Here is a 26,982-nt window from a genome sequence, read left to right on the forward strand (position 1 = left end):
TATGGCGAACAAAATTGTTATAGATCCAGTTACAAGAATTGAAGGGCATTTGAGGATAGAAGTTGAGGTTGAAAATGGCGTAGTTAAGGACGCATGGTCGTCAGGCACAATGGCAAGAGGGTTTGAAGCCATGCTTATTGGTAGACAGCCAATGGATGCTATTTACGTCACAGAGAGATCTTGTGGCGTTTGCACTATGGTACATGGGCTATGTTCTTCAAGGGCTTTAGATATGGCATATGGCTGTAAAGTTCCAGAGGCAGGTATACTTCTTAGGAATCTTATGCTTGCAGCTTTATATATGGGAGATCATATCCAGATCTTTTATAACCTAAATGCACCTGATTATATCGATATTACAGCAGTTGCAGGTTATAAAGGGAATGATCCAAAGCTACTGGCTATAAAGGATAAGATTGTAGCGCTTGTCAAGGCGAACGATACTTCGCCATTTACGCCTACATATAAAAACGATCAATATACTCTTACAGATCCAGAAATAGTTACAACGCTTGTTCACCACTACCTGCAGGCTATTGAGGCAAGAGCTATTGCCCAAAAGTGCATAGCAATATTTGGCGGGAAATCACCTCACCAAGCAGGAGTAATCCAGGGCGGAGTTACATATCATCCGAATCTTGAAGATCTGGTAAAGTATAAAGAGTATATTGCAAAGGTAATTGATTTCGTGCAAAACGTTTACTGGAAAGACATACTCTTCCTTGGATCAGGACCTCTTCTTCCTGTAGGTCAGGCAGGACTTGGAGGTGGATATAACAATTATCTTTCAGGACCAGAATTTCCTCTAGACAATAGCGGTAAGGATTTCTTGTGGAAGGGCGGCGTAGTTACAGATGGCAATCTAGGTGCAGTACAACCTCTTGATGGTCAGAAGATTGCTGAATCAGTAGCCCACTCCTGGTATGATTATTCGAATAATCAACCACTTCTCCAACCATTTGAGGGCGAGACCAAGTTCAACCTCAAGAAAGAGGGTGCATACAGCTTCTTAAAGGCTCCACGTTACGACGGAAAGCCTTATGAAGTGGGCCCACTTGCCTGGGCTATGACGGTTCAGCCGAAAGAGTTTATGGATATTGTTACAAAACTAAATATCAAACCAGGATTTTTAGCTCGCCATGCTGCAAGAGCTTATCAAGCCGTAGACGTGTCAAAGAACGTTATGAAGTGGGTAGATCAACTTGCCTCGTTAATGGGTAAGGGACCACTGATTGTTAATGATGACAAGCCCACACCAGATAATGCGAGGGGTTTTGGCTTTGTTGAGGCACCAAGGGGATTTTTGAGTCACTGGGCGATAATTGAGGGGAAGAAGTTAAAGAATTATCAGCAGGTAGTTCCTACTACATGGAACGCTTCTCCCAGAGATGCCAACAACGTTCGTGGCCAATATGAGCAATCCCTGATAGGAATTCCCGTGCCAGACCCAGAAAACCCAATAAATGTTGTAAGAAACATCAGGTCATTTGACCCGTGTCTTGCATGTGCAGTTCACATTATCCATCCAGAGAGTAACCGCATCTTGAAGTTTGTTGTGGAGTAGGGAGGTATACTATGGCGCGTTTAGAAGATCATCCACTGCCACAAAGAGTTATGCACTGGATTAATTTGCTGTGCATGTTAGGCCTTATTATATCTGGATGGTATATTCATAGCCCATTTGCACCAGGATGGATGGGCGCTCTTAGATGGCTTCACTTTTCGCTGGCATATATTTGGATCTTAAATGCAATATTTAGGATTTACTTTGCTTTTGCTGGTTCAGATAGGGATTGGAGAGAGTTTGCGTATACGAAGGAAGATTTTAAAAACATCATTCCACAAATCAAGTATTATCTTTTCTTAGGTCCTCATCCCCATACAGGAAAGTATAACCCACTTCAGAAAGTAGCTTATAGTTGGCTTTTGATTGTACTTTTTATTTTCCAGGCAACTACTGGCTTTGCTCTTTTGTGGCCAACAGGCGCTTTTTCTGGTGTAGTACACTTCTTTGGAGGTTTGTATTATTTAAGACTGTGGCACTATTTTGGTATGTTTGCGTTCATTATATTTATAATTGGTCACGTTTATCTTTCTGTTACAGAAGCATGGGATCAGGTACCGCTCATGTTTTTTGGTATTGCTAAAAAGGATTAAGTTTAAATTTAGTTTTTTGCCCCGGATGTGTTTTATAAATCCGGGGCTTTTTAGTATAATATAATTAGTTTTTAGGTATGATACTCACTTCTTTGGAGGAGTAAGATGTCGGAGGCGAGTAACGTTTCAATGCCTGGTGTTATTAGTTCCTCTGGAAATAGCAGTGTATCTAACATAGCTAATTTGAATAATAGTTCAGGTTCCAGTCTGGTCTCGTCGCTAAAACAGAAATTTTCTGCCCAGGTTGAACTAGAAATAGAGCAATTGAGAAAAAGGGATCAAGAAGTTAGGGCTCATGAACAAGCCCACATTGCTGCTTCTGGAGGGTTAGCTGCATCTGGCCCTAATTACGTGTACGTTACTGGACCTGATGGCAAGCTGTATGCTGTTGGCGGCGATGTGACAATTGACGTTTCTCCCGTGCCAAACAATCCAGATGCTACAATACAAAAGATGCAAACGGTTATTAGAGCTGCCCTAGCACCTGCTGAGCCTTCTAGTCAGGATTATACTGTGGCATCTCAAGCACAGATGATTATTATGCAGGCCCAGGAACAAAAGGCTATTATAGAGAGTCATAAATTGCAATCAGCTATTTCAGGAAATCACAATAAAAAAAATATAAATGCCATTTTATAAGTACCAAGCACACAATATATTCGAACTTATTTATAATTTTTTTTACATTTAATTAAAGCTGTTAATTTAATTTATTTGACAAAAATAAAAAACCAATTCATAATAAATTTGTTTTCATTTATTAGGGGTTAAATCTTGATTTGAGGGGAATGTATGAAAATATTGGTAATAGGAATTGGAAATGAGTTGCAGGGAGATGATGGATTAGGAGTACATGTGATAAAAGAATTAAAAAAGGTTTCTTTGCCAGATGAGGTTGATCTTTTGGCAGGAGGTACAAGCGGTCCTGATTTGATAGTTTATTTTGAAGGGGTAGATTTCGCAATATTTGTTGATGCCGTTAGGGGAGGGAATAAACCTGGCACAATTTATAAGTATAAACCTGAAGAGATGAAATATCAAAAGAGTATTGCGTTGTCTCCTCACCAAATAGGGATTCCAGAAACGCTGAGTTTAGCTGAGTTCGTTGGCAAAAAGCCAAAAAGGAGCATATTTTTCGGTATGGAGCCAATGAACCTGGAGTTTTCAATGGAGCTTAGTGAACCAGTAAAAGAAAAACTACCAAGATTAGTTAAGCTTATTGTAGAGGAAATCGATAACTTTTTAGCTTCTAACAAAGATCAAAATTCACTGTAAGAGAGGAAGTGAACGCTTTAGTGTACCCATCAAGTGAAAACATAGAGAAAAACTTAGAACTTGATTTTTTCTTTAATCCAAGAAATGTAGCTGTATTGGGGGCTTCAAGGAAGCCTGGATCGGTAGGTTACACTATCCTTGAAAATCTTCTGGACTTTAAGGGTCAGGTTTTTCCAATCAATCCCAATGCAACAGAAATTTTGGGAATGAGAACTTATGCTAGTCTTCAAGATCTGTTTGAACCCATAGATCTTGCAATAATTTCTGTGCCAAGAGACATTGTACCAATCGTTCTAGAAGATGCTGGTAGGGCTGGCTGTTTAGGTGTTGTTATTGTAACCTCGGGCTTTAAAGAAGTCGGGAGGAAGGATTTAGAAGATAAATTATTGGAAATTGCAAGAAAATATTCGATGAGAATTATTGGCCCAAATTGTCTGGGCATTTATGATGCCAAATCCAGACTTGACACTTCATTTCTTTCTAAACAGAAACAGGCAAGACCTGGTCCAGGAAGTATAGCTTTTTTGTCACAAAGCGGTGCTTTTCTTGCAGCTATAATGGACTGGGCTGCGTCAGAAAAGATTGGCATTTCTAAAGGCGTTTCCTATGGAAATAAGGTAGACGTAAACGAACTTGACCTGATTGACTATCTTATTGAAGATGACGATACAGAGGTAATTTGTCTTTATATAGAAGGTGTAGATAATCCTAGAGCTTTTTTTGAAAAGGCAAGTAAGGCATCTAAGAGAAAGCCAATTTTAATTATGAAATCAGGCCTTACTGAAGAGGGAACAAAGGCTGCAGCGTCTCATACTGGAAGCATGGCAGGAAGTGGTCTGCTTTTCAAGAGCGCCTGCAAACAAGCAGGATTGATTTTGGTTAAAGACTATAGAGAACTATTTAACGCAGCTAAAGCTTTAGTAAAGTCTGGTCCTGTAACGGGTAACAGAATAGCTATTTTAACAAATGGCGGCGGTGCAGGTGTTATGACAACGGACTATGCTATTGAAAAATCCTTTAAGATGGCTAATTTGTCAGATTCCACGAAAAAAAAATTAAAAAGCTTTTTGCCAGCTTTTGCCAGTGTCAACAATCCAGTAGATATTACAGGTTCGGGAACAGAAGATGATTTCGTTAAATCTCTAAAGATTATTCAAGCAGATGAAAATGTTGATGCTGTATTGGGGATAAATCTCATACAGGTTCCTGGTATGGACGAAAAGATAGTAAATGTTCTTCCGGCGGAAATCATAACAAGTTCCAAACCTTATTATTCAATTATGATTGGTGGAAATTATACCAATAGAGTAAAGTTAAAGTTAGAAAAAAAAGGGATGTTGGTTTATAACAATATTATTGATTGTGTTGATTCGTTGTACATATCTTCGTTATATACAAAGTTGAAGGAAAAGGACAGTTGGAACGCTTCGGATTTATCTTTAAAAGTTTCCAGGAAGGCAAATGTTATAATTTCAAAAGCTCTAAAGTCGAAAAAAATTTCTTTAATAGAACCTAACCTTTCTGAATTTTTAAATAATTATAAAATGCCTTTATCTAAGAGTTATTTTTTTGCCAGTATTGATGATATTCTTAATTCTAAAAACATTGTATTTCCTGGCGTTGCCAAAGTAGTATCTCATGAGATAATCCACAAAACTGATGCTGGAGGAGTAATTCTAGGGATAAAATCAAAAGATGAATTAGTTGATGCATACAAAAAAATTGTTGAGAATGCAAAAAAATACGATCCGGCTGCAAAGGTGATGGGAATATCGTACCAAAAGATGGAAAAGAAAGGCATAGAGCTTATTGTTGGCGGCTTTAATGATAAATACTTTGGTCCTGTAGTAATGTTTGGTTTAGGCGGCATTTATGTTGAAGTCTTAAAAGACGTGGTTTTTGCAATCGCTCCGATAACAAAACAAATTGCTATGTCTATGATAAAAGAGTTGAAATCGTATAATATTTTAACTGGCTTTAGAGGGGAGGATCCTGTTGATCAGGAAAAGATAGCTGAATTACTTGTAAGGTTTTCACAAATAATGTATTTACATCCTGAAATCAAAGAGATGGAATTTAACCCGGTGTTTGCGTATAAAGACTCTGTGGTTATAGTGGATTCCAGAATGCTTTTGTCAAAATGAACGATTACCCTATTTACGTTCTTTGTGGCGAGGCCGGATCTGGTAAATCAGAAATCGTTTTGAAATTAGGCGAGATTTTTTCAAAGGACAGGCCAGTTTCAGTTATAGACCTTGATAACGTTAAGATTATGAGAACGATTAGACATGTAAGATTCGAAAAGAGACTTGAACTACCTTTTGAGATAATCAGCATTCCTGATGAATTTATCAATATAGATATGCCCATTGTTGCTTATAAAATTAGAAGTATAATTGAAGAAAAAAACAGGTTTTTGGTTATAGATATCGGAGGAAATAGTGATGGAGCTATTGTACTTGGGTCATTGAACGATATTTTAATGAGAAGAAATACTGTTCCTATTTTTGTCTTGAACCCCTTCAGACCCTTTTCGAACTCTTATGAAGCAGTAAAAGAAACTATTAACTCTATTCAGAAATCCAGTAAGCTTATTTTTAAAAAATTGATAATAAATCTTTATTTAGGTGAAGGTTCTACCCTGGAGGAGATGCTTTTAGGAGAGAAGCTAGCAAATGAAATTGCTGAAAAACTGGAATTTGATGTACTTTTTAGGTTTGTTCAAGAAGATTTTATAAAATATTTCAAAGACTATATTCCAATAAGTCCTTTGTTACTTTATCCGTGGGAAGAAGGGAGGTTCTAAATAATGGCAAGGGTGATAATTGACGAGGAGAGATGTAAAGGCTGTGGTCTATGTGTAGCAGCTTGTAATTTTGGAAACTTGAGAATTGGTGAAAAGTTTAATTCAAAGAGCTATAGAGTAAGCGAGTTCGTTGGAGAAGAGTGTAAAGGCTGTGGCTTTTGTTATATGGTATGTCCTGATATTGCAATTACAGTCTATAGAGATGAGAAAGTAGAGGTAGAAAAATAATTTGTTTTGTAAAGGAGGGATATTATGAGAGTTTTAATGAAAGGAACAGAAGCTATGGCTGAGGCTGCAATAAGGGCTGGATGCTACGCTTATTTTGGATATCCTATTACTCCTCAAACAGAGTTAATACACTATATGTCCAGGAGAATGCCAGAAGTTAAAGGAGTCTTTTTGCAAGCTGAAAGTGAAGTATCAGTTATAAATATGGTTTATGGAGCTGCGGCTGCAGGAGTGAGGGTTATGACTTCATCTTCCAGTCCCGGAGTTAGTCTGATGCAAGAAGGTATATCTTATTTAGTAGGAGCTCAACTTCCTGCTGTTTTGATAAACGTGATGAGAGGGGGGCCTGGTCTTGGGAATATCCAGCCTTCTCAGAGTGATTATTTTCAGTCTACAAAGGGTGGAGGGCATGGTGATTATAAATTAATTACCTTTGCTCCTTCGTCTGTTTCGGAGGCTGCATCTTTGGTTTATGGCGCCTTTGATATAGCTGAAAAGTATAGGCATCCGGTGATGATTCTGGCAGATGGAGCGCTTGGGCAGATTATGGAACCGGTAAGTCTTCCAGAGCATGGCTTAAGTAAACCCTCTGTTAAAAGCTGGGCACTTACAGGAGCCAAAGGTAGGAGCGCAAATAAGGTGCTTTCATTTTACCTTGACCCCAAGACCCTGGAGGAACATAATTTAATTTTGCAGGAAAAATTTAAGAATGTTAATGAGGAAATAAAATTTGAAGAGGATATATTTGATGATATGGATGTTCTAGCAGTAGCTTATGGCACTGTGGCAAGGATATTAAGAAGTGCTGTTCAGAGGTTAAGAAATGAAGGGAAAAAAATAGGCTTTTTCAGGCCGATTTCTCTTTGGCCGTTTCCTGAAGATGCCTTGAAGAGTGCGTCCAGGAAGTCAAAACTGGTGTTTGTTAGTGAAATGAGTTATGGTCAGATGCTTGAAGACGTAAGGCGCGTGGTGCCAGATGATATTGAAGTAAAGTTTTATGGAAGGGCTGGTGGAGTAGTCCCATCGCCAAATGAGCTTTATCTTAAACTAAAATCCCTTCTGGAAGGGGGCATGTAGAAATGTCCAATCAAATCCTTGAGAGACCCAGATCTTTAACGGGAAAACAGTTTCACTATTGTCCCGGATGTCACCATGGTATAATTCACAGGTTAATAGCGGAGACAATTGATGAATTTGACCTAAGAGAGAAGACAATTGTTGTACAACCAGTAGGCTGCGCTGTTTATATTTATGAGTATTTTGATACAGACGTTTCAGAAGCTGCACATGGCAGGGCTCCTGCTGTAGCAACGGCAATAAAAAGGGTGTCGAAGGACAAATTTGTTCTTACTTATCAAGGGGATGGGGACCTTGCAGCTATTGGTACAGCTGAAATAGTTCATGCTGCTGCAAGGGGCGAAAATATATGTGTATTTTTTGTTAACAACGCAATTTACGGGATGACTGGAGGCCAGATGGCGCCAACTACCTTGCCTGGAATGAAAACTGCTACTACTCCGTTTGGAAGGGATGTAAAAAAACAGGGTTATCCTATAAGGGTTTCTGAAATGCTTGCGCCTTTTGATGGCGTAGCTTATGTGGAAAGAGTGATGGTATCTTCTTCAAAACACGTTATTAAGGCAAAGAATGCTGTAAGAAAAGCCTTCAAATATCAGCTTCAAGAAAAGGGCTTTTCTCTGGTAGAATTCTTGAGTGCCTGTCCAACGGGTTGGGGGATGCCACCGGTAGAGGCTGCAAAGTGGGTAGAAGAGAACATGGCGAAGCAATTTCCGCTGGGAGTTTATAAGGAGGTAGGTCTGGATGACTGAGGAATTAATCATCGCAGGTTTTGGCGGACAAGGGGTTATGACTATGGGTCAGGTTCTCGCGTATGCAGGGCTCAATTTCGGTAAAGAAGTAAGCTATCTTCCCAGTTATGGGCCTGAGCAAAGAGGCGGTACTGCAAACTGTATGGTAGTCATATCTGACGAAGCAGTATCTTCGCCATATATAGATGAACCTACTTCTTTGATTATTATGAATCAGCCTTCGCTTGAGAAATTTTCTCCAATGTTAAAAGAAAACGGTATATTGATGTATAACGCTTCTTTGATAAAAGAAAAGGTAGTTTCTGATAGGGCTTCGAAGGTAGTTGGGATTGAAATAAACCATCTTGCAAACCAGTTGGGGAAGCCTCAGTTAGCAAATATGATTATGCTTGGAGCTTATATAGGAGTGTCAAACATTATGCCTGTAGATAGTATAAAGGAAGTGCTTCCAAAAGTTTTCTCCAGCAAATATCATCACCTCTTGCCGCTAAATTACCAGGCACTAGATCTTGGAGTGAAAACTGTAAAGGGTTAAAAATTTTGAGCGGCTAAAAACGTTTATTTTGGCCGCTTCTTTTTTCTATAAGCATTCCTACGTTCAACGTTCTTATAAGCCTTTTTGTAGCAGATTTTAGTAGATTTTCTCCTTTTAGTATGCACTCTTCCAGCGAGATTGGTCCTGCTGATATGCTTATTATTGCATCAATGCCACTTTCATAAACTGATTCGTAGCCCTCTGAAAGTCCTCCCGAGATACATATTACTGGTATATTGTACTTTTTAGCTGCTTTTGCAACTCCCACTGGCGCTTTTCCAAAGGCGGTTTGGAAATCTGTATTGCCCTCTCCAGTTATGACAAGATCTGCATCCTTTACAATGTTGTCAAAATGAGTAATTTCCAGAACTAACTTTACTCCAGGGACAAGGGAAGCTCCGGCAAATAACATTAAACCTGCACCAAGTCCTCCTGCTGCTCCCGAACCAGGGACGTCTTTGACGTCTTTTCCTGTTACTTTTCGAGCAATTTTGGCAAAGTTTGAAAGAGCAATGTCTAACTCCTTTACCATTTCAGGAGTTGCACCTTTTTGTGGGCCGTATACAGCCGATGCCCCTCGAGGTCCGCACAGGGGATTATCAACGTCACATGCTACAAGAATCTCAGTATTTTTTATGCGTGGATCTATCTTTGAAATATCTATATTTGATAATTTTTGCAGTGCATATCCCCCTTCTTCTAATTCATTTCCAGAGATGTCGTAGAATTTTACTCCCAGTGCCTTTGCCATTCCAGCCCCGGCATCGTTTGTAGCGCTACCACCTATGCCAATAACAATTTTTTTACAATTTGCATCTAAAGCTGATAATATAAGTTGTCCTGTGCCAAAAGTAGAAGTGATATAAGGATTTCTCTTTTCCCTTGGGAGCAGTGGAAGCCCTGAGGCTGAAGCCATCTCGATAATAGCAGTGGTACCATCTCCTAATATCCCCCATTTTGCAACTATTTTTTGGCCTAAAGGATCTAAAACCTCGCTATACATAAACTTTCCATTCGTAGCAGTTACCAATGCATCGACAGTGCCCTCTCCCCCGTCTGCGATTGGAACTTTAACTATATTTATTTTTGGGTAAAATTCCAGAAAAGCACTTTCAATTGCTTTAGAAACTTCAAGTGCGTTAAGACAACCTTTGTATGAGTCAGGAGCAATTACAATTTTATTCATGCTCTATAAAGAGAAAAAAATTCTCTTTCCTCCCTAATTATAAAGTTTTAATTTTTGTTTAAATAAATCATAACACATGTATTTAACTATGTCCTATTTTGAGTTTGGGTATTTACAGCAGTATTTTTGGTCTGTAGAATAAATTTTATGTTTTTGTGTGCGGATGAATTTATCAGACAGGTTAATTTTTTATCCTTAAAATCAATCCCATTTTTTTTTATTGTGGATTTTGAGGTAGATGATTTCAAACTTTTTTATGGGGATAGACTTTTCTCAAAAGAGATTTATTTTAATATCAATGACTTTAAGAATTATGAAGAATGCTATCAAAACAAACGAAGCAACAAGGAAATAGTATTTGAAAGTAAGCCAATTTCTTTGACAGAATACAAGAAAGCTTTTGAATCAGTTCAAAAGTATGAAATAGATGGGCACTCATACTTGGTAAATCTAACTTTTCAAACTGAGATTAGTACGAATCTTAGCCTATTTGAAATATTTTTGATGAGTAGATCCGCGTTTAAGCTATACGTTGACGATTTATTTACATGTTTCTCGCCTGAGATATTTATTAAAATCAGAGATGGGTTTATATTTGCCTATCCAATGAAGGGGACGATAGATGCAAGGATGCCAAATGCAAGAAAAATTTTAAAGAGTGATGAAAAGGAGCTTGCAGAACATGCTACGATTGTAGATCTGATCAGAAACGATCTGGGAATGGTTGCTGACGAAATCAAGGTTAAAAGATTTAGATTCTTTTCAAAAATAAAAACTATTAAAGGAGAAATTTATCAAACCAGTTCTGAAATACGTGGCTATTTAGGAGATGACTATAAAAAAAGGTTGGGCAATATAATAGTCTCTTTGCTCCCCGCAGGTTCAATCAGTGGGGCTCCAAAAGAGGCTACTGTGAAAAAGATAAAAGAAGTAGAAACATATAAAAGAGGGTATTATACAGGAGTTGGAGGATATTTCGATGGTAGTAATTTAGAAAGTTATGTATTAATAAGGTTTATAGAAAAAACAGAAAATAAGTTGTTTTTTAAGAGTGGCGGTGGAATAACTATATATAGTGACGTTAACAAAGAGTATAAAGAATTGATTGAGAAAATATATGTGCCAATTTATTGAAACAATAAAATTACATAATTCTGATTACTTTAATCTTGAATATCATCAGAGGAGAATTGATATAACACAGAAAAAATTTTTTGGAACTTCTAATATAGATCTTAAAAGAACACTGCCTGATCCAGAAGATTTTGGTAGAGGTATTTATAAGTGTAGGATTATTTATGGTGAAAAAGTGGAAAGTATAGACATTAGCAGGTATAGCGTTAAAAGGCTGGAATCTTTGAGGTTAATATTTTCTAATCAGATAGACTATAGCTATAAATTTTCTGACAGAAGAATCTTTGATAATTTAAAAAAGTGTTGTAAAGGTTTTGAAGAGATCTTGATAGTTAAAAATAATTTTGTAACTGATACCTCCTATTCTAATATTGCATTTTACAAAAATGGTGTATGGTATACGCCTGAAAGCTACTTACTAAATGGGACTAAAAGACAGTTTTATTTAGACAAAGGTATTTTGAAGGAAGCTGAAATTACAGTTGACAAAATTTTTTTCTTTGAAAAGATTTCTTTGCTAAACTCAATGCTTGATTTAGGAGAGATTTGTATGAATGTGAAAAGCATAACAGTATAGGCTTTGGCGCATATAGAACTGTATTTTGCAGGTTGTTTTTTTAAACTTTTAAATTTGTGTTAAAATGCCTATTATATTCAAAAGATTGTGGGAGAATAGATGCAGCAGATATTACTAATTTTATTTTATGTAAATATAGCGATACTGATTTTTTCTAGATTAAAACTTAGACCTTTTCTTTCACTTGCCCTGTTTGCTTGTATCGTGCTTGCTACTAGAAGCTATCAGGTTCTGCCAATATATTATTTGTTTGATCTAAATTTTTTGCTAGCACTTCTATCCCTGTCCTTTGTGAGAACATGTGTTGAAAATATTGCAAACGGCAAAGAAAATATTCTCTTTTTTGCTAAAATATTTTTAGATATGGGGGAGTCTGATGGTAAAATAACCAGTTTGTTTTCAAAATGGTTATTTCCTTTTTCTTCTATTCCTATTCTGTACTTTTTTTGTGTATCTGGGGTGGATTACCTTTCGTATCTTTATTTCTTCTATCCCTTGATGATTGCAAGTTTGATTTTCTATTTAGTCTACATTTTAAAAGAACATAGATTTGAAGTAATGAAGGCTTTAAAAGAAGGGGAATTCTTGTTTTATATGTTTATTTTTACTACTCTCTCGATTACTTACACCTACGTTGATCAAGTGATTGGTGTGGCAGCTCTAATTTTTGTTATTATTGGATTTTTGAGGTTTAAAATTGATATAAATGCTGTGAAAATTGATATGTATTCTACAAATAGTGGGGTGTTTTATTTCTTACTTCTTTGTGTACTTCTTGGGTATGTGGCACATTATGGCTATATAGAAATGTTTTCTGATTTTGTTATGAATGTGACGGGCGCTTATTATCCATATTTATACATAGCCTTTTCAATTATTTCATTTTTTGTCGGAATTTTTTTTGGAGATTTGTTTTTTTCTGTATCTACCTATCTTATATTTAAATATATTGGAGAAATGTATTTCTTTGATTTTAGGACAGTTTTAGTTTTTTGTTTTCTATTTTACTTTATAGGGGATCTTGTCTATAAAAGATATCTCTATGGAATGAGGTTTATTTGGAAAGAGAAGCTGTTTTAAATTTTCTTCCAATATTCGCTCTTATACTGTTTCTCTCAAAATTGTCTGGAAATATAAGTGCAAGATTTGGTCAGCCTGCAGTGTTTGGTGAGCTTCTGGCAGGACTTATTTTTGGTCCTTCAATGTTAAATATTGTTCATATGAACAATTTTATAGCTTTGTTTTCTGAAATAGGGGTAATATTCTTAATGTTTTTTGCAGGCTTACAGACTGAGTTAAAAGAATTTAGAAGTATTGGGTGGGCTGCGTTTTCTTCTGCAAGTTTTGGGGTTATACTGCCTCTTGTTGCTGGAACTATTTTTTCTTTATATTCGGGTTTTAAGCTTTCGGAATCAATTTTTGTAGGGGCGGTTTTGACTGCTACTTCGGTAAGTATTTCTGCACAGACATTGATGGAGCTTGGAAAATTAAGAAGCAAGGTTGGTATGACGATATTGGGCGCAGCTATCATTGACGATATTTTAGGGATAATTATTTTGTCTTTAGTAATAGCATTTGAACTTGGGAGGGGGAATATTTACTTTTTGCTCTTCAGAATTTTTAGCTATTTATTTGTAGCCACACTTTTAGCAAAACTTTTCCTTAAGCGCTATTTAGATTTTTTTTCAAAACTAAAGGTTTCAAGACCCTTGATTGCTGGTACAATTGTTCTAATAATACTGTATTCCTGGACCGCTGAAGTTTTTGGTTCGCTTGCTGCTATTACAGGATCGTATTTGCTTGGTGTTATGGTTTCTTTTACAGAGTATAACGAGAGGATTTCTGATAGGATTAGCACACTAGCTTATTCAATTTTTGCGCCTATATTTTTTTTCAGTGTAGGCTTATATGTAGAAAGAGGTAGTATGGAAATTGGGCTTTACTTTTATGCTTTTGTAATATTTTTGATTGCTATTTTAACGAAGATAATTGGTTGTGGTTTTGGAGCACTTGTTGCGAGATTTAGCTTTATGGATTCCTTAAGAGTTGGTGTGGGTATGATTTCGAGAGGAGAAGTTGCTATAATAATCGCAACAATTGGCTTAATGAGTGGTGTTCTTTCGAAGTCGGTTTTTTCTGTGTTAATTGTAGTTGCGATACTTACTACCGTAGTAACTCCTATACTATTAAAGGCTTTCTATAGAACAGGATAAAGTTATAATTTATTTAGTAAAACCAAAATAATTTGGAGGTAAAGTTGAGTAAAGTTGCCATGTTTATGGTAGTTGATAATAAAGATTTATTGCCTGACTTCTTAAAAGTTCTTTCAAGATTTGAAATACTGTACGTCACCCTTTTTGATTGTAGTGGTTCTGGAAGAACAACCCTTCTTTCTGAGGAGTCAGCTTTTCAATCAATTGAAAAGATTATGTTTGCAAATGAGATTAAAGAGAAAACATTTTTATTTTTTGTGTCAGATGACTCAAAGCTTGAAGAGATTAAAGATATAGCTGAAAAGATTTTTGGTGAGGCAAATAAACCTGATACCTTTTTTGCTTTTGCTACAGATATAAAGTGGATGGCTTAAATTTTGGAAAAGCGTTTTTGTAGTTCTGGAATTTCTGATCTGATTAGAAGCTATAAAATTGGCATAGTTCCTACAGATACTCTTTTTGCTCTGACTGGGGATGCAAGATCTGAAGAGGTTGCTTCGCGCATCTTTGATGTGAAAAGAAGATTGCCAGATAAAAGTTTTCCAATCTTTATTCCCTCCCTGACCTGGTTGCTTGAAAAGGGTAATTTTAAATATGTTGATATAGAAACGTTTTTAAGGCTTTCTACTATTTTTTGGCCTGGTCCTTTGACCATAGTATCAAGAATTGTTTTTAACTTTAATCTTTCTGAAAAAGTTATACTTGACGGCTTTCTAGCCTTAAGAGTGGTCTCTCATCCAGTAATAACAAAAATTTTTGAAGATATAAATTTTCCTATTATAGGGACAAGTGCGAATATTAGTGGTAAAATCGATCCATTATTACCAAATGAGTTTGATAAAACGCTGTTAAAGAGAATAGACTTTTTTGCAAAGGGAGAACTTATCTACTATGCTCCTTCTACAGTAATAAAGTTAGACAACAAGGTTGAGATTTTAAGAGAAGGGGTTATAAAAAAGCGTGTTTTAGAGAGAGTTCTTTCGAAGAAATAATTTTTAATGGGAGGTTGTTGAGTTGCTTAATTTTTTAAGGATGACAGATGAAGAAGTCTTTAAAGCAGTAATGTGTGAGCTGGGAAGGCAAAGGAACGGTTTAGAGTTAATTGCTTCAGAGAACTTTACTTCAATTGCAGTGCTTGAGGCTATGGGTACTGTTTTGACAAACAAATATGCTGAGGGTCTTCCAGGAAAAAGATATTATGGCGGTTGTGAGTGTGTGGATATTGTTGAGGATCTCGCAAGGGAAAGAGTTAAGAAACTCTTTGGCGCACAGCATGCAAACGTTCAACCTCATTCTGGAACTCAGGCAAACCTTGCGGTATATTTTGCACTTTTAAATCCTGGAGATACATATATGGGTATGAGGCTCGATCAGGGTGGGCACCTTTCCCACGGGAGTCAGGTAACAGTTTCTGGAAAGTGGTTTAACGTAGTTCACTATGGTGTAAGGGAGGATACTGAGACTATTGATTATGACGAGGTTTTGGACCTTGCAAAGAAAAGCAAGCCCAAACTTATTGTTGCAGGTGCAAGCGCCTATCCTCGTATTATTGATTTTGAAAAATTCTCCTATATAGCAAAAGAAGTAGGAGCTTTCCTTATGGTTGATATGGCACACATTGCAGGACTGATTGCAACAGGCTTTCACCCTTCTCCAGTACCATATGCAGATGTGGTGACGTCTACAACCCACAAGACATTAAGAGGGCCCAGATCAGGTTTTATTCTTTGTAAAGAAGAACTTAAAGATAAAATTGATAAATCAGTTTTTCCAGGGAATCAAGGAGGCCCTTTGATGCACATAATAGCTGCTAAGGCTGTGGCTTTCAAAGAAGCTATGACTCCAGAATTTAAAAAATATGGCGAACAAATAGTAAAAAATGCTAAGGCTTTGGCTGAGACTCTTAATTCAAGAGGGTTGAGATTGGTAAGTGGGGGAACAGACAACCATCTAATATTAATTGACATGAGGGCTTCGAATATTTCTGGAAAGGATGCTGAAGCGCTCTTTGCAAGAATTGGTATTACTGTGAACAAAAACAGCATACCTTTTGATCCCGAACCTCCATGGAAGGCAAGTGGAATTAGAATTGGCACGCCAGCTTTGACTACTAGAGGGATGAAAGAGGCCGAAATGGTAGAAATTGGCAATATAATGTCCGATGCTTTGGATTTTAGAGGTGATGAGAAAAAAATAGACGAGCTTAAGAAGAGGGTGAGTGAACTTTGTCTAAAATTCCCACTTTATCCGGAGCTTGACAGATGAGTGAACGCAATAGAAATATTGAACTATTAAAGAAATATCTTAAAAAGGATTATATGATAAAGCACTCCATTGCGGTTGAAGCTGTAATGGAGGCTATTGCCATAGAATTTGATAAGGATGCAAATCTGTATGCAACTGCAGGTCTAATGCACGATATTGACTACGAGATTACACAAAATGATCCAGAAAATCATGCAATAGTTGGTGCAAAAATATTAAGAGAAAACGGATTTGACGAAGAAGTTTGCAAAATAGTTCAAGCTCACAGGAAAAGTAGGATTGAGGATATAGAATCGTTTGATGAAGCAGCCATCGTTTGTTCGGATGCAATAAGCGGCCTTGTGGTTGCTAGCGCCCTGATACACCCAGATAAGAAACTAAGTTCTATTGACGCTGAGTTTATTTGTAGGAGATTTTATGAGAAAGGTTTTGCAAAGGGTGCAAATAGAGAGAAAATATTAATTTGTAAATATCTACCTCTTGAATTGGAACAATTTGCACAATTAGCACATTCTGGAATGCTAAAGCATTCAGAAGAATTGGGGTTATAAAAAGGGCAGGATAACCTGCCCTGAAATTTATTTTGAGACCTTCTTACTTATGACTTTGTTTAATTCTTCTACCAGAGCATCTGCGTTTATTCCATGGCCATTTGCTCCCTGTTCAACTGTTTCATATTTAGCAACAGCACATCCTATACAACCTAAACCAAACGACATAAAAACCGGGATAGTTTCGGGAAATTCTTTTACGACCTGTAAAAGATTAGAATCTTTTGTTATCTGATCCAAGATAATTCCTCCTTAAAAATTTAATTGGTTGCTAATTATTATAGCATATAAATATACTATTTGATGAAGAAGCACTATCAAAGAATACTAAATTATTCTTTGCTTTGATAATCGCTTATATGATATAAATAAAAATATAAAATTTAAAAAATTATCTTTATATGATAAAATCTAACTATTTTAGCAAAGGGTTCAAAGCCAAGAAAGGATGAACGAATTGAGGATAAAAGAAAGGTATAAAAGCGAAAGAACAGGTTTTTCTCTTGAATTCTTTCCTCCTAAGGAAAGAGATCAAGAAGAGAAGTTTAAGGAAACAATTAAAAAATACATTGAACTTAACCCGCTTTATGTCTCAATAACGTATGGGGCAGGAGGGACTACACAAGACAAAACCTTTGAAATAGTAAAGTTTGTCAATTCTTTTAAAGCTTTTGCCGTTATGCCACATTTGACCTGTATTGGTGCAACTAAAGATTCTGTAAACTTTTTGATAAAAAAATATGATGATCTTGGAGTTTGTAATATTTTGGCTCTGAGAGGCGATCCACCGAAGAATGTTGAAAATTTTGATATTAGTAAAGGTGAGTTTAAACACGCTATTGATTTGGTAAAGTACGTTAGGGAGTATTTTAATCACTTTTCAATAGGAGTAGCTTTCTATCCTGAGGGACACGCTCAGGCAAGTAGCTTTGAAGAGGATTTTGAACACTGCATTGAAAAGATGAGGCTTGCTGATTTTGCAATAAGTCAGATGTTTTTTGAAAATTCATATTTTTTGAGATATAGAGACCTTGTTGCTAAAAGAGGAGTTGATATTACACTTGTTCCGGGTATAATACCTATTGGAAACTTTGAAAAGATAAAGGAATTTTCCAAATTTTGTAAAGTTGAAATTCCAAAAAAATTAGAAGATATAATGTCAAAAGCTTCTTCTCAACTTGACATGAAGAAAGCTGGTATTGATTATGCTACTCAGCAGTGTGCTGAATTGATAAAGGAAGGAGTTAAATTTTTTCACTTTTACACGTTGAACCAATTTGATTTGTGCTCTAAGGTTATAGAGAACTTTTGGTAATCTTTAAAAAGTGATAAAGTAATATGATTAAAGGCATTGAATAGGTCACAAGGAGGTCTTGAATTTGATTGAAATTAGAGAAAGAGACCTTGTCAGAGATATATCGAATGAAGAAGAAATTGGCATTTCAAAAGTAAGAAGGATTATAGCTACCTTTTTAACTTCTATAAAAAATCAGGTTTTGCTTGGCAAAAGAGTTCGAATAAAGGGGCTTGGGACATTTTATTTGCAGCAGGGTTTCGAAGGAAGGCCAAAGATTTTTTTTGTTGATACATCTGATGAATTTGATTTAGATATAGAGCTTTTAAGGTCCGATCTGGTTAATCTTGTATCCCTTAAAGAAAACCTTTCTAAAAACATAGTTGATAGGGTAATAAAATCCTTTATTTACAAACTTCATAAAATTGACAGCTCAAATGAAACCAGGATATCCTTTAAGGATTTTGGATTTTTTATAATTAAAGATCACCATATTCAATACGTGCCTTTTGATCAAAGGTAAAAAATTTTAAATTTGGAGGCAATAGATGTTTCCTCTCTGGGATAACGTTTATTCTTGGTCTTTTCCATGGGTTACGTATATTTTGATTATGATTAACTGTATAGTTTTTGTTATTGATAATATAACCAATCATCAGTTAAACAGCTTATTTTCATATAATCTGGCAAGTGAATCAATAAGTATAAATTTGATTACTTATCAGTTTCTGCACGTTAATTTTTTGCACATCTTTGGAAATATGTGGTTTTTGCACGTGTTTGGCAATAACGTTGAGGACAAGATGGGTCACCTTAAGTTTTTGTTTTTTTACCTTTTGTTTGGTGTCTTTGCTGCTCTTGGCCAGGCTGAAGTTACGAGCACTAATTCAGCTTTAATTGGCGCATCTGGCTCTATTTCTGGAGTTCTAGGCGCTTACTTTGTCTTTTTCCCTCGCGCTAAAATAAAAACTCTTTTGCTATTGGGGATCTTTCCATTTATATTTTCTATGCCTGCATTTATATGGCTTATTCTATGGTTTTTTGGCCAATATATTTCAGCATTATTTGGGCTTTTTGTCCAATCGACAAACGTAGCCTTTTTTGCACACCTTACAGGTTTTTCTTTTGGGATCATTGTTGGTCTTATGTTTAGGAACTTTGAACCTAAAAGAATTAGTAGGGTAGTATAAGCCGTATTTAGAAATTTTTTATGTATGATGGTAAGTGAAGCCAAACTACGTTAATTTTTAATCGCCAAGGTAAGATTTATATATTTGGCCAATCATATTGGCAAGTTCTTTTGAAGAGTGTTTTTCAGGGTAAATTGGTTTTTCAACTATTATCTCAACTGTTCCAGAATTTGGGAAAACGCTTTTTTTTGGATAAATTTTATAACCGTCCTTTATAATTACAGGCACAATAGGAATATTCGAATTCTTTGCTAAGATTATACCCCCCCTCTTTATTGTCCCGATCTTGCCATCAACAGTTCTGGTGCCCTCTGGAAAGATTACAACGTTTACGTTGTTTTTTAATAATTTAGCAGTTTCTTTTAGAGATTCTAGAGCATTTTTCGCATCCTCACGCTTTATTGGGATTGAGCCTATGGTGTCTAAAATAATATTTAAGATTGGCACAGAAAAGAGTTCTTCTTTTGACAGATATGTTACTCCGCCTGGAAGAGAATATGATAGAAGAGGTATGTCCAGATTTCCTCTATGCGTAGCAAAAAATAATACTGGGGCAGGAGGAATTTTTTCTTTTATTACCATTTTAACTTTTATTCCAAGAATTAAAAAAAGAGGCTTGAACCAATATTTTGGTACGCCAATTGCATAAGAAACCATCTTTATTTTTGGGTATCTGTGCAGATACAGAGCGTACAATATTACTAAGAAAGTGCTAATTATCATGTATAAAAATGCAAATATTCCTCTTATGTATTTCATAATAATGAATTATAATATATATCTATAAACCTTGAAAGGAGGTTTTAAAATGAAACGTTCTGACAACGTTGTTAGTTTTTCTTTGGGAATGATTTTTGGTGCTTTAATAGGCTCAGTGGCTATGCTATTTGTTGCTCCAAAATCAGGAGAAGAAACCAGAGCTTATATTGTTGAAGAACTTACAAAGCTAAGAGATCAGGCAGAAGAGGTTATGTCTGACCTTTCTGGAATTTCTGAACAATGGGCTACAAAGGCAAAACAGGTAATTCAGGAGAAAATAGATTCAATAAACGATATTCTTAAGAGTGCAAGAGAAGCACAGGAGGAGCTAAGTTCTGAAATTGATGAGGACTACAGCGAATTTTTAGGAGAAGAAACTACATCTGGTGAAACAAAAGAAGATAAAGCTGAAGAGAAGAAAGAAGATGCTTCTAATCCTCAAGAAGAAAACGCGCCGAAGGTTGAATGATGAGTTTGTTTGAATTCTTTATCTTTCTTCTTGCAGCGATACTTGTAGGCCTGATAGGTTGGTGGATTTATAACGTTGTAGACTTAATTAAAGAGCTGAAAAAGTCGGTTATAACTCTTGATCAGGTTCTGGTTGAAACAAAGGATACTATTGGCTCTTTTAGAAAATTTTCTGATGAGATGTACCCTGAAATCAAAAAGTCTATGGAAGGTTTTTCAGACAATTTTGTATCAATTTTAAAAAAAATAGACAATATTATGGGGGTTTTTTCCGACTTTCTGAACGCCTCTAAAAAATTTACCGACGAGTTAAATAGATATAAGCTTAAGATAGCTCTTTTATCAAAAATTATTGATGCTGTTTTTAGTAAAGGCAGTTCTTCAGAAGCTGATAGTAAACGTTCTAAAGCGAGGAAGGCTGCCTCTCTTATAAACAGTTTATTAAAAAAGCTTGTTTGAAGGCTGCCATATAAAGAGTTAGCTTTTGAAGATTTGTGGGAGCGCATACCTGTGTGTTCCCACAATCACTTCAACACCTGATTTTTCTTTTGCTGTAGCTATTATTTCATCTCTATGCGGGCAGAAGTTCATTATGCATGTAGCTATAAAGAGCGTATCAATGTTTTCCTTTAATGCGTCAAGCTGCATTTTTAATAGAGTAAGCGCACATACTACTCTATCCCCACTGCAACCTCCGCAATCCATTATTCCAAGAAGGTGAACTTCTTCGCCTTTGTACCTGTCAAACCAGCCCTCTCTTCTCATAAGGGCTGTTAGGCACTTTGCATCGGCAGGACAAAGATTTTGACTTCTAATCATTTGACATGATAGGATAGCTATTTTTTTCATTTCCTTTCCTCCCACATAATGTTTTACCATAAAACATTAATGTTTTAGGGTAAATTATAACATGCATTAAAGTCAATTAAAAATAAATGTTTTATAAAATAATTATTTGTTTTTGCACAGTAAAATCTTTTAAGATAATATAATAATGGCATTGATTAGAAAGCTCTAAAATTAGTTGTCCAGAATTTTGTGATAGAATCTTATAATGTAGAAGTTAAGGGGGCTTAATTTTGAAACTGACAAATATTTTGTTATACATAGTGGTCTTTTTATTATCCGTTGTGCTTGCCTTTTTCCTTTATCAGGTTAATTCAGTCAGAAACTCTGCTAACGAATTTTTTGCTGTTACGAGAAGCGAATACGATAGGTGTCTGATGGGGTGTCATCTTCACTGGAATTGCAGAACAATCTGCAGCTTCGCGCCTATTGATGAGCGCGAAAGCTGCAAGAGTGATTGTGAATTAGAGCTTTCAAACTGCCTGAGAAGGTGTAACGAGAGATATGGTAGGTAGTTTATTCTGGTAAAGGTCTCCCCTTTGTTTCAGGAGCAAACAGAAGCGTTATTATGCCGATTACATAAACGCTCATTATAGTAGCTGCTGCATAAGAGAAGTTTCCATGATAAACTCCAATGAGTAATCCTGTAAAAAGAGGACTAAGTATTGTTACCAATCTTGCTCCATTGTAACAGGTTGTTTGGGCTGTGGCCCTCATCCTGGTAGGGAAAAGCTCTGGAAGATATATAGGGAAACCTGAAAATACCCCGTTACCTATAAATCCTATTATAGGTACCAGCATAAGAAACAGATTAAAATCTTTGGCGTTTATGTAAATAGGCGGTATTAAGATTAACCCTGTGAGAAAGTAAAACAAGAATGCACCCTTTCTGCCTAATTTGTTTGCGATTGGCCAGAAACATAAAGCTCCAATTATTGCTCCGATATTTAACAGGGTAATTGCGAAAAGTATTCTTCCGTGTATTGCGTTCTCTGAAATGCCTGCAGATCTCGCAAGGGTTTCAACAATTGCTGGTATCCAATAAGTAGCGCCCCACACGCCAAAGAGTGCGACTGCTGAAAGGAGAAAACCTATAATAGTGTATTTTATGTATTTTGGACTGAAAAGAAGTCTGAAGGTAAAATGACAATATTCTTTATCTTCTTCCGTTTCGTACTTGTTAGTAAGCTTTAGTTCACATCTTCTAGTATGATCTTTTACCCATTTTTCTGGTTCTTTAAGTTGAGTTCTCAAGAACACCGTTAAAAGAGCAGGAAAGGCTCCCACAAAGAAGACGATTCGCCAGCCGTGTGTGCCTACTAAAAAATTTATGGCAGCAGCAAGAAAGAAACCAACTGGCCAACCCATTTGCATAAAGCTACCAGCAAACGTCCTTCTTAAATCTGGCCACGTTTCAGCAAGCAAAACTGCACCTACTGCCCATTCTCCTCCTATTCCAAAACCGGTAAGACACCTATAAAGTGCCAACTCTTGCCAACTGTGTGCAAATCCTGAAAGTCCTGTCATAAGCGAATAGGTAAGAATGGTGATCAGCAACACCCTTACCCTCCCAATGTAGTCGGCAAGTATGCCAAATAAGATACCTCCCAAGGCTGCGCCTAAGAGAGTACATGACATTACCAGTCCACCATAGTAACCAATCTCTGCTTTTGTAGCGCTAGCTCCCAAAAGATCGTGGATTGCTGGAAACATCACAATGTTGTAAAGCATCGCATCCATTCCGTCGAAAACCCACCCTAACCAGGCAGCAATAAGAACAAGATACAGATAACTGCTTTTTTGTTCTAATACTTTTTCCATTAATTTCCCCCTTTTCTTGTAAGAATTTTTTATGACATCTAAATTATATATTTATCAGGGTGAATAGTTAAATAAGATAAATTTATATACTATATAAATATAATTTAATTAGGAAAAGCGTAATTTTGCTTAATTATCAAATTATCAATATAAATTTTTTTAGCTTTTTTGAAATAAATTTTTTATCTTTCTGCTTTATTCAGAGAAAATATTATGAAATCTTGTCTGGCTTTACAAAAACACTTGCAAAACATAATATTTTGTGCTTAAATATTAATGTGTTGACGCGGGGTAGAGCAGTTTGGAAGCTCGTCGGGCTCATAACCCGAAGGTCGGAGGTTCAAATCCTCCCCCCGCAACCATTTTATTTTGTATTTTTTTACTTTATCTTTTTATATGAACTCTTTAACCTGAACTTATTTAATGTGGAAAATTTTAAAGCCATATATCTGCTAGAAAACCTCTTTATATCAAGTTTTATTGTATTTGAGTTTTGAACCTTTAGGGCAGATTATAAAATTCAATCAATCTATAAAATAATAAATTAAAATTACTGCTGATGTTTGCTTTGTTATCAAATGGATTTCAATTAAGTTTAAGTAAAACAGTTTTGTAGTGCACCTTATATGTAAAGTTTATAATTAAGATTAAAAATTACTTTGTGCTTTAGCTTAGATAACTATTGACATCGTAAATAAATAGTCATAAAGTTATAAAGAGGAAATTAAATATTTGGAGGTTTTTTAATGAAGCGTATTTTCTTTTTGTGTTTTGTTATTTTGTTTGCGGTAATGGCTCGCCCATCATTTGCAGATGACAAGGTTTTAGCTACTGTTAATGGAACGAGCATTACTCAGAGCCAGGTGGATGCAGTTTATAACAATTTGCCTCCTAACGTGGACAAGACAAACCCAGATCTTAAAAAAGAGATTCTAAATCGTTTGATTGATAATCTCGTGCTCCTCGATGAAGCAAAGAAAGAGGGTTTAGAGAAAGATCCTAATGTAATTGAGGCTATTAATAACGCAAAAAATATGATTTTGATTAACTATCTTTTACAGAAGCACTTCGCAGGTCAGAACTTTGAAGTAACTGATGCTGATGTTACGAACTTTTACAATCAAAACTCTGATAAGTTTAAGGATAAAAATGGAAATCTTGTACCAATAGATAAAGTAAAGGATTACGTTAAACAATATCTTATAAGTCAGAAAGAACAACAGGCATATCAGGCTTATGTAGATTCTTTAAAGAAGCAAGATAATATAGTAATTAATCAATAATAGTTAATTCGCGTTGCTTAAACAAAACAAACTCACAGATGCCGAGGGGTGCTGTGAGTTTTAAGTTATAAGGCTAAGCTGTGATGTTTTCTTAATTGTTCTATCAAATAATTTGGCTGAAATGAGGTGATTTTGATATGGATCTTATTAATTACCTGCTTCACAGCCATATAGAACTAACATTACCTATGATAATTTTCTTTTCTTTTGTTCTGGGAGTAATTCACGGCTTTACTCCAGATGAACACACGTGGCCAATTACTTTTAGTTATGCTGTTGGGAGTTATTCAGCGAAGAAGGGGTTGGTTATAGGCTTTGCCTTTTCCCTTGCTTTTACTGTCCAAAGAGCTTTAGCGAGTGAGCTGGCCAACTTAGCACTCTTTCCGCTGACATCTTCTGATTTATTTGAATATGGAACATATGTTCTAGTAGGGTTGGCTATGGTGTTTGGTGGATTCTATGTCTTTAGAACAAAAAATGTATTTCACATTCACTTTGGAAAGATTGACAAGGATCATCATAGAATGGCATTAAGAGGCGCGATAGATAGAGAGCATAAACTTTCTGTGAGAATAGCTCTGTTACACGGCTTTATTGCGGGATGGGGTTTTGGAGCCTTTGCTTTGGTACTGTATACCGTGTTAGCTCCCCAGATACAGTCTCATCTTTTAGGCTGGGTTCCTGGAGCCTTTTTTGGCCTCGGTACTATGATTACACAGGTTATTCTTGGAGCATTTTTTGGTTTTATTACGACAAAAATTGGCCTTCCAATAGATGTTGCACGTTTTGCAGCGCAAAGAACTGCTGCTAGGACTTTGATTTTTGGTGGAGCAGCCTTTTTCCTGGTAGGCTTGTTAGGGCTTTTTGATATGGTATACAATCCGCCATATTTGAACGTTACTAAGTATGACCTGGGATTCGTACTTGTAGTGTTTTCTGTTTTTGTAGTAGGCTTGTTGAGTTTGTTTTACGAATATTATTACTATAAAATTCACTTTAGATAGTTTTTAGTACTTAAAATATTTGTTATGGAGGACTTTATGGTTAAGAAGTTTAATACTTTAGAGAGAGTAAAGCGTCTTGATCCTATTGGTGGTAAAGGTGAACTTGAGAGCATAGCTCTTTTGAGTCCTGAAGAATTTAAAGGAAAGGGAAGGATGTTTGCTCACAATTTTCTAAAGCCTGGTTCTACTATAGGGCTTCATACTCACAAAGGAGATTTTGAGATATATTACATATTGAGCGGTGAAGGAATATTTGTAGACAATGACAGAGAGGTTCAGGTTTCAAAGGGAGACGTTTTAATTACCTACGATGGAGAAAGCCATTCTTTGAAAAATACCGGCGATAAAGACATAGAGTTTTTGGCCTGTATTATTTATAGTTAGGAGGATTTTATGGAAAAGATACATCCAAGGGCAATAGAACAAAGAGATGGAAGTTGGGGTATAAAATTAAAGTCTACTACTGGTCTTGTTACACCTGAATATTTAGAAGAAATTGCTAGAATTGCAAAGAAATACAATGTCAGCCAGTTAAAGATCCTGACGGGACAAAGGTTTTTTTTAATTGGGATTAAGTCAGAGAACGTTAACAAGATTATAGAAGAGATATCAACAGATATGGGCTTCAACGTTGAGCCGTCACTACACTACGTTCAGGCATGTGTGGGAAATACTACCTGTAAATACGGAACGCTTGACAGCTTGAGCCTTGGGAAGAAGATAGAAGACCTTGTATATTTTGAAAAATTTCCTGCAAAGTTAAAAATTGGGGTGTCAGGATGCACTCTAAATTGCGGCGAGGCTTTTGTGAGGGATATAGGAGTATTTTCTGGGGGGAAAGGTTGGGTTTTGGTAATTGGCGGAAATTCTGGCAGAAAACCCAGAATTGGTGACATTATAGCAGACGAGCTGGATGACGATCAGGTTCTTGACATCATAAAGAAATTTCTTAAGCTCTATAAAGAAAAGGGAGATTATAGAGTCGAAGGAAGATACGGCATGAGCGAGAGAGTTGCTAGATTCGTTGAGAGATTAGGTATAGATGCTATTAAAAACGAAATATTAGCATAGTTTTTTATAAAAGCTGCCCCATTTCAAAGTCTTGTGAGAAGGCAGCTTTTATTTTTCAACGGGTACAAGGGTAGCATTCTCCAAATTAAATCCTGTGCTAAATTCTGAAAATAGCCACTGTCTTATTCCTTTTAGCTTCCTATTGCCAAGTATTATATTAGAGGCGTTTAATTGCTTTGCCAGCTCGGAAACTCTCTCAGATGGCTTTCCTACTCTTATGGCTTTTGTTGCTTCTATTCCATTTTTCTTTGCGATTTCAATTGCTTCTTCAAGCATACTTTCTGCCTTGAATACTAAAGCCGCTTCGGCTGTAGGGTTAAAAACTCCAAGGTCTTCAGATCTGTTTATTACGTGACAGATTACAAGTTTTGCTTCCTCATCTCTTGCCAGATCTATAGCCATATTTAAGACGCTCCTGTCAGATACACTATCCCTTATAGCTGCCAAAATTGTTTTTGCCATTTTAATCCCTCCTTAGTATTGAGCATAT

The 26,982-nt window shown here is 36.2% G+C and carries 34 protein-coding genes and 1 tRNA gene; 29 read left to right on the top strand and 6 right to left on the bottom strand.

Annotation, left to right across the window (positions count from 1 at the left end):
- Position 1: 1 nt before the first annotated feature.
- From TDSAC_RS01635 to TDSAC_RS01680, 10 genes are all read left to right on the top strand, one after another.
- On the top strand, positions 2-1,564 hold the full coding sequence (locus TDSAC_RS01635; RefSeq protein WP_108308377.1) for a nickel-dependent hydrogenase large subunit: 1,563 nt from the start codon (positions 2-4) through the stop codon (positions 1,562-1,564).
- Between the two features lie 11 nt (positions 1,565-1,575).
- On the top strand, positions 1,576-2,157 hold the full coding sequence (gene cybH / locus TDSAC_RS01640; RefSeq protein WP_108308379.1) for a Ni/Fe-hydrogenase, b-type cytochrome subunit: 582 nt from the start codon (positions 1,576-1,578) through the stop codon (positions 2,155-2,157).
- A gap of 105 nt (positions 2,158-2,262) precedes the next feature.
- Positions 2,263-2,796, top strand: a complete 534-nt coding sequence (locus tag TDSAC_RS01645) for a putative metalloprotease CJM1_0395 family protein (protein WP_108308383.1) — start codon at positions 2,263-2,265, stop codon at positions 2,794-2,796.
- Between the two features lie 153 nt (positions 2,797-2,949).
- Positions 2,950-3,432, top strand: a complete 483-nt coding sequence (locus tag TDSAC_RS01650) for a HyaD/HybD family hydrogenase maturation endopeptidase (protein ID WP_108308385.1) — start codon at positions 2,950-2,952, stop codon at positions 3,430-3,432.
- Positions 3,433-3,440: 8 nt separating this feature from the next.
- A complete protein-coding gene (locus TDSAC_RS01655) occupies positions 3,441-5,576 on the top strand; it encodes an acetate--CoA ligase family protein (protein WP_108308389.1) in 2,136 nt (711 codons plus the stop codon).
- Positions 5,573-6,238, top strand: coding sequence for a hypothetical protein (locus TDSAC_RS01660; RefSeq protein WP_108308391.1), 666 nt, complete (start codon positions 5,573-5,575; stop codon positions 6,236-6,238). The genes TDSAC_RS01655 and TDSAC_RS01660 overlap by 4 nt, the downstream gene beginning before the upstream one ends.
- Positions 6,239-6,241: 3 nt before the next feature.
- Positions 6,242-6,466, top strand: coding sequence for a 4Fe-4S dicluster domain-containing protein (locus tag TDSAC_RS01665; RefSeq protein ID WP_108308393.1), 225 nt, complete (start codon positions 6,242-6,244; stop codon positions 6,464-6,466).
- A gap of 24 nt (positions 6,467-6,490) precedes the next feature.
- Positions 6,491-7,543 carry a 3-methyl-2-oxobutanoate dehydrogenase subunit VorB gene (gene vorB, locus TDSAC_RS01670; RefSeq protein ID WP_108308395.1) on the top strand — a complete coding sequence of 351 codons (1,053 nt, stop codon included), beginning with the start codon at positions 6,491-6,493 and terminating at the stop codon, positions 7,541-7,543.
- A gap of 2 nt (positions 7,544-7,545) precedes the next feature.
- Entirely contained in the window at positions 7,546-8,295 is a 750-nt protein-coding gene (locus tag TDSAC_RS01675; protein WP_108308398.1) for a thiamine pyrophosphate-dependent enzyme, read from the top strand.
- Positions 8,288-8,830, top strand: coding sequence for a 2-oxoacid:acceptor oxidoreductase family protein (locus tag TDSAC_RS01680; protein WP_108308400.1), 543 nt, complete (start codon positions 8,288-8,290; stop codon positions 8,828-8,830). The genes TDSAC_RS01675 and TDSAC_RS01680 overlap by 8 nt, the downstream gene beginning before the upstream one ends.
- A gap of 13 nt (positions 8,831-8,843) precedes the next feature.
- Here TDSAC_RS01680 and TDSAC_RS01685 read toward each other — a convergent pair whose 3' ends face one another.
- Positions 8,844-10,016, bottom strand: coding sequence for a glycerate kinase (locus TDSAC_RS01685; RefSeq protein ID WP_108308403.1), 1,173 nt, complete (start codon positions 10,014-10,016; stop codon positions 8,844-8,846).
- Between the two features lie 126 nt (positions 10,017-10,142).
- On the opposite strand from TDSAC_RS01685, the gene TDSAC_RS01690 reads away from it, so the two are divergent.
- The 8 genes from TDSAC_RS01690 to TDSAC_RS01725 all read left to right on the top strand — a co-directional run bounded on the left by TDSAC_RS01690 (position 10,143) and on the right by TDSAC_RS01725 (position 16,756).
- Positions 10,143-11,150 (top strand): aminodeoxychorismate synthase component I, encoded by a 1,008-nt coding sequence (locus TDSAC_RS01690; protein WP_234405750.1) that lies wholly within the window; start codon positions 10,143-10,145, stop codon positions 11,148-11,150.
- Entirely contained in the window at positions 11,134-11,727 is a 594-nt protein-coding gene (locus TDSAC_RS01695) for an aminotransferase class IV (protein WP_199919847.1), read from the top strand. The genes TDSAC_RS01690 and TDSAC_RS01695 overlap by 17 nt, the downstream gene beginning before the upstream one ends.
- Before the next feature lie 99 nt (positions 11,728-11,826).
- A complete protein-coding gene (locus tag TDSAC_RS01700) occupies positions 11,827-12,807 on the top strand; it encodes a hypothetical protein (protein WP_108308408.1) in 981 nt (326 codons plus the stop codon).
- Positions 12,786-13,940 carry a cation:proton antiporter gene (locus tag TDSAC_RS01705; RefSeq protein WP_199919848.1) on the top strand — a complete coding sequence of 385 codons (1,155 nt, stop codon included), beginning with the start codon at positions 12,786-12,788 and terminating at the stop codon, positions 13,938-13,940. The genes TDSAC_RS01700 and TDSAC_RS01705 overlap by 22 nt, the downstream gene beginning before the upstream one ends.
- A 44-nt stretch (positions 13,941-13,984) precedes the next feature.
- Positions 13,985-14,314, top strand: coding sequence for a hypothetical protein (locus TDSAC_RS01710; RefSeq protein ID WP_108308414.1), 330 nt, complete (start codon positions 13,985-13,987; stop codon positions 14,312-14,314).
- Between the two features lie 3 nt (positions 14,315-14,317).
- Entirely contained in the window at positions 14,318-14,932 is a 615-nt protein-coding gene (locus TDSAC_RS01715; RefSeq protein ID WP_199919849.1) for an L-threonylcarbamoyladenylate synthase, read from the top strand.
- A gap of 40 nt (positions 14,933-14,972) precedes the next feature.
- Positions 14,973-16,205 (top strand): serine hydroxymethyltransferase, encoded by a 1,233-nt coding sequence (locus TDSAC_RS01720; protein ID WP_108310280.1) that lies wholly within the window; start codon positions 14,973-14,975, stop codon positions 16,203-16,205.
- A complete protein-coding gene (locus TDSAC_RS01725; protein ID WP_108308419.1) occupies positions 16,202-16,756 on the top strand; it encodes an HDIG domain-containing metalloprotein in 555 nt (184 codons plus the stop codon). Before TDSAC_RS01720 ends, TDSAC_RS01725 begins: the two co-directional genes overlap by 4 nt.
- A gap of 27 nt (positions 16,757-16,783) precedes the next feature.
- On the opposite strand, the gene TDSAC_RS01730 is transcribed toward TDSAC_RS01725, so the two are convergent.
- The gene (locus TDSAC_RS01730; RefSeq protein ID WP_013755731.1) at positions 16,784-16,996 is read right to left on the bottom strand and encodes a DUF1858 domain-containing protein; all 213 of its coding nucleotides are present in this window, start codon (positions 16,994-16,996) and stop codon (positions 16,784-16,786) included.
- Between the two features lie 217 nt (positions 16,997-17,213).
- Between TDSAC_RS01730 and metF the strand changes: the two genes are divergently transcribed.
- From metF to TDSAC_RS01745, 3 genes are all read left to right on the top strand, one after another.
- On the top strand, positions 17,214-18,071 hold the full coding sequence (gene metF / locus TDSAC_RS01735; protein ID WP_199919850.1) for a methylenetetrahydrofolate reductase [NAD(P)H]: 858 nt from the start codon (positions 17,214-17,216) through the stop codon (positions 18,069-18,071).
- A gap of 64 nt (positions 18,072-18,135) precedes the next feature.
- Entirely contained in the window at positions 18,136-18,573 is a 438-nt protein-coding gene (locus TDSAC_RS01740; protein WP_199919851.1) for an HU family DNA-binding protein, read from the top strand.
- A 25-nt stretch (positions 18,574-18,598) separates the two neighbouring features.
- Complete coding sequence (locus TDSAC_RS01745) at positions 18,599-19,240, top strand: rhomboid family intramembrane serine protease (protein WP_108308427.1); 642 nt, start codon at positions 18,599-18,601, stop codon at positions 19,238-19,240.
- Positions 19,241-19,297: 57 nt separating this feature from the next.
- On the opposite strand, the gene TDSAC_RS01750 is transcribed toward TDSAC_RS01745, so the two are convergent.
- The gene (locus TDSAC_RS01750) at positions 19,298-19,999 is read right to left on the bottom strand and encodes a lysophospholipid acyltransferase family protein (RefSeq protein WP_108308430.1); all 702 of its coding nucleotides are present in this window, start codon (positions 19,997-19,999) and stop codon (positions 19,298-19,300) included.
- 49 nt (positions 20,000-20,048) lie between these two features.
- On the opposite strand from TDSAC_RS01750, the gene TDSAC_RS01755 reads away from it, so the two are divergent.
- Positions 20,049-20,468 (top strand): YtxH domain-containing protein, encoded by a 420-nt coding sequence (locus tag TDSAC_RS01755; RefSeq protein WP_108308433.1) that lies wholly within the window; start codon positions 20,049-20,051, stop codon positions 20,466-20,468.
- Positions 20,465-20,926: a hypothetical protein gene (locus TDSAC_RS01760; protein WP_150130276.1), complete on the top strand. Its 462-nt coding sequence runs from the start codon at positions 20,465-20,467 to the stop codon at positions 20,924-20,926. Before TDSAC_RS01755 ends, TDSAC_RS01760 begins: the two co-directional genes overlap by 4 nt.
- 18 nt (positions 20,927-20,944) lie before the next feature.
- Here TDSAC_RS01760 and TDSAC_RS01765 read toward each other — a convergent pair whose 3' ends face one another.
- On the bottom strand, positions 20,945-21,316 hold the full coding sequence (locus tag TDSAC_RS01765) for a CGGC domain-containing protein (RefSeq protein ID WP_108308439.1): 372 nt from the start codon (positions 21,314-21,316) through the stop codon (positions 20,945-20,947).
- Positions 21,317-21,546: 230 nt separating this feature from the next.
- Here TDSAC_RS01765 and TDSAC_RS01770 point away from each other — a divergent pair, with 230 nt between their 5' ends.
- Entirely contained in the window at positions 21,547-21,828 is a 282-nt protein-coding gene (locus TDSAC_RS01770; protein ID WP_108308441.1) for a hypothetical protein, read from the top strand.
- Position 21,829: 1 nt separating this feature from the next.
- On the opposite strand, the gene TDSAC_RS01775 is transcribed toward TDSAC_RS01770, so the two are convergent.
- Positions 21,830-23,134, bottom strand: a complete 1,305-nt coding sequence (locus tag TDSAC_RS01775) for an MFS transporter (RefSeq protein WP_108308444.1) — start codon at positions 23,132-23,134, stop codon at positions 21,830-21,832.
- Positions 23,135-23,419: 285 nt separating this feature from the next.
- Between TDSAC_RS01775 and TDSAC_RS01780 the strand changes: the two genes are divergently transcribed.
- From TDSAC_RS01780 to TDSAC_RS01800, 5 genes are all read left to right on the top strand, one after another.
- Positions 23,420-23,496: transfer RNA gene (locus tag TDSAC_RS01780), tRNA-Met, on the top strand.
- A 384-nt stretch (positions 23,497-23,880) separates the two neighbouring features.
- Positions 23,881-24,417, top strand: a complete 537-nt coding sequence (locus TDSAC_RS01785) for a SurA N-terminal domain-containing protein (RefSeq protein WP_108308446.1) — start codon at positions 23,881-23,883, stop codon at positions 24,415-24,417.
- A 137-nt stretch (positions 24,418-24,554) separates the two neighbouring features.
- On the top strand, positions 24,555-25,421 hold the full coding sequence (locus TDSAC_RS01790) for a hypothetical protein (RefSeq protein ID WP_199919853.1): 867 nt from the start codon (positions 24,555-24,557) through the stop codon (positions 25,419-25,421).
- 36 nt (positions 25,422-25,457) lie between these two features.
- Positions 25,458-25,805, top strand: a complete 348-nt coding sequence (locus TDSAC_RS01795) for a cupin domain-containing protein (protein ID WP_108308449.1) — start codon at positions 25,458-25,460, stop codon at positions 25,803-25,805.
- A 9-nt stretch (positions 25,806-25,814) separates the two neighbouring features.
- Positions 25,815-26,492, top strand: coding sequence for a nitrite/sulfite reductase domain-containing protein (locus TDSAC_RS01800; protein ID WP_108308452.1), 678 nt, complete (start codon positions 25,815-25,817; stop codon positions 26,490-26,492).
- Between the two features lie 48 nt (positions 26,493-26,540).
- Here the strand turns inward: TDSAC_RS01800 and TDSAC_RS01805 are convergent, their stop codons facing one another.
- Positions 26,541-26,954, bottom strand: coding sequence for a universal stress protein (locus tag TDSAC_RS01805; RefSeq protein WP_108308455.1), 414 nt, complete (start codon positions 26,952-26,954; stop codon positions 26,541-26,543).
- Between the last annotated feature and the right edge of the window lie 28 nt (positions 26,955-26,982).

It is taken from the genome of Thermodesulfobium acidiphilum, assembly GCF_003057965.1.
In the GTDB taxonomy this organism is placed as follows: domain Bacteria; phylum Thermodesulfobiota; class Thermodesulfobiia; order Thermodesulfobiales; family Thermodesulfobiaceae; genus Thermodesulfobium; species Thermodesulfobium acidiphilum.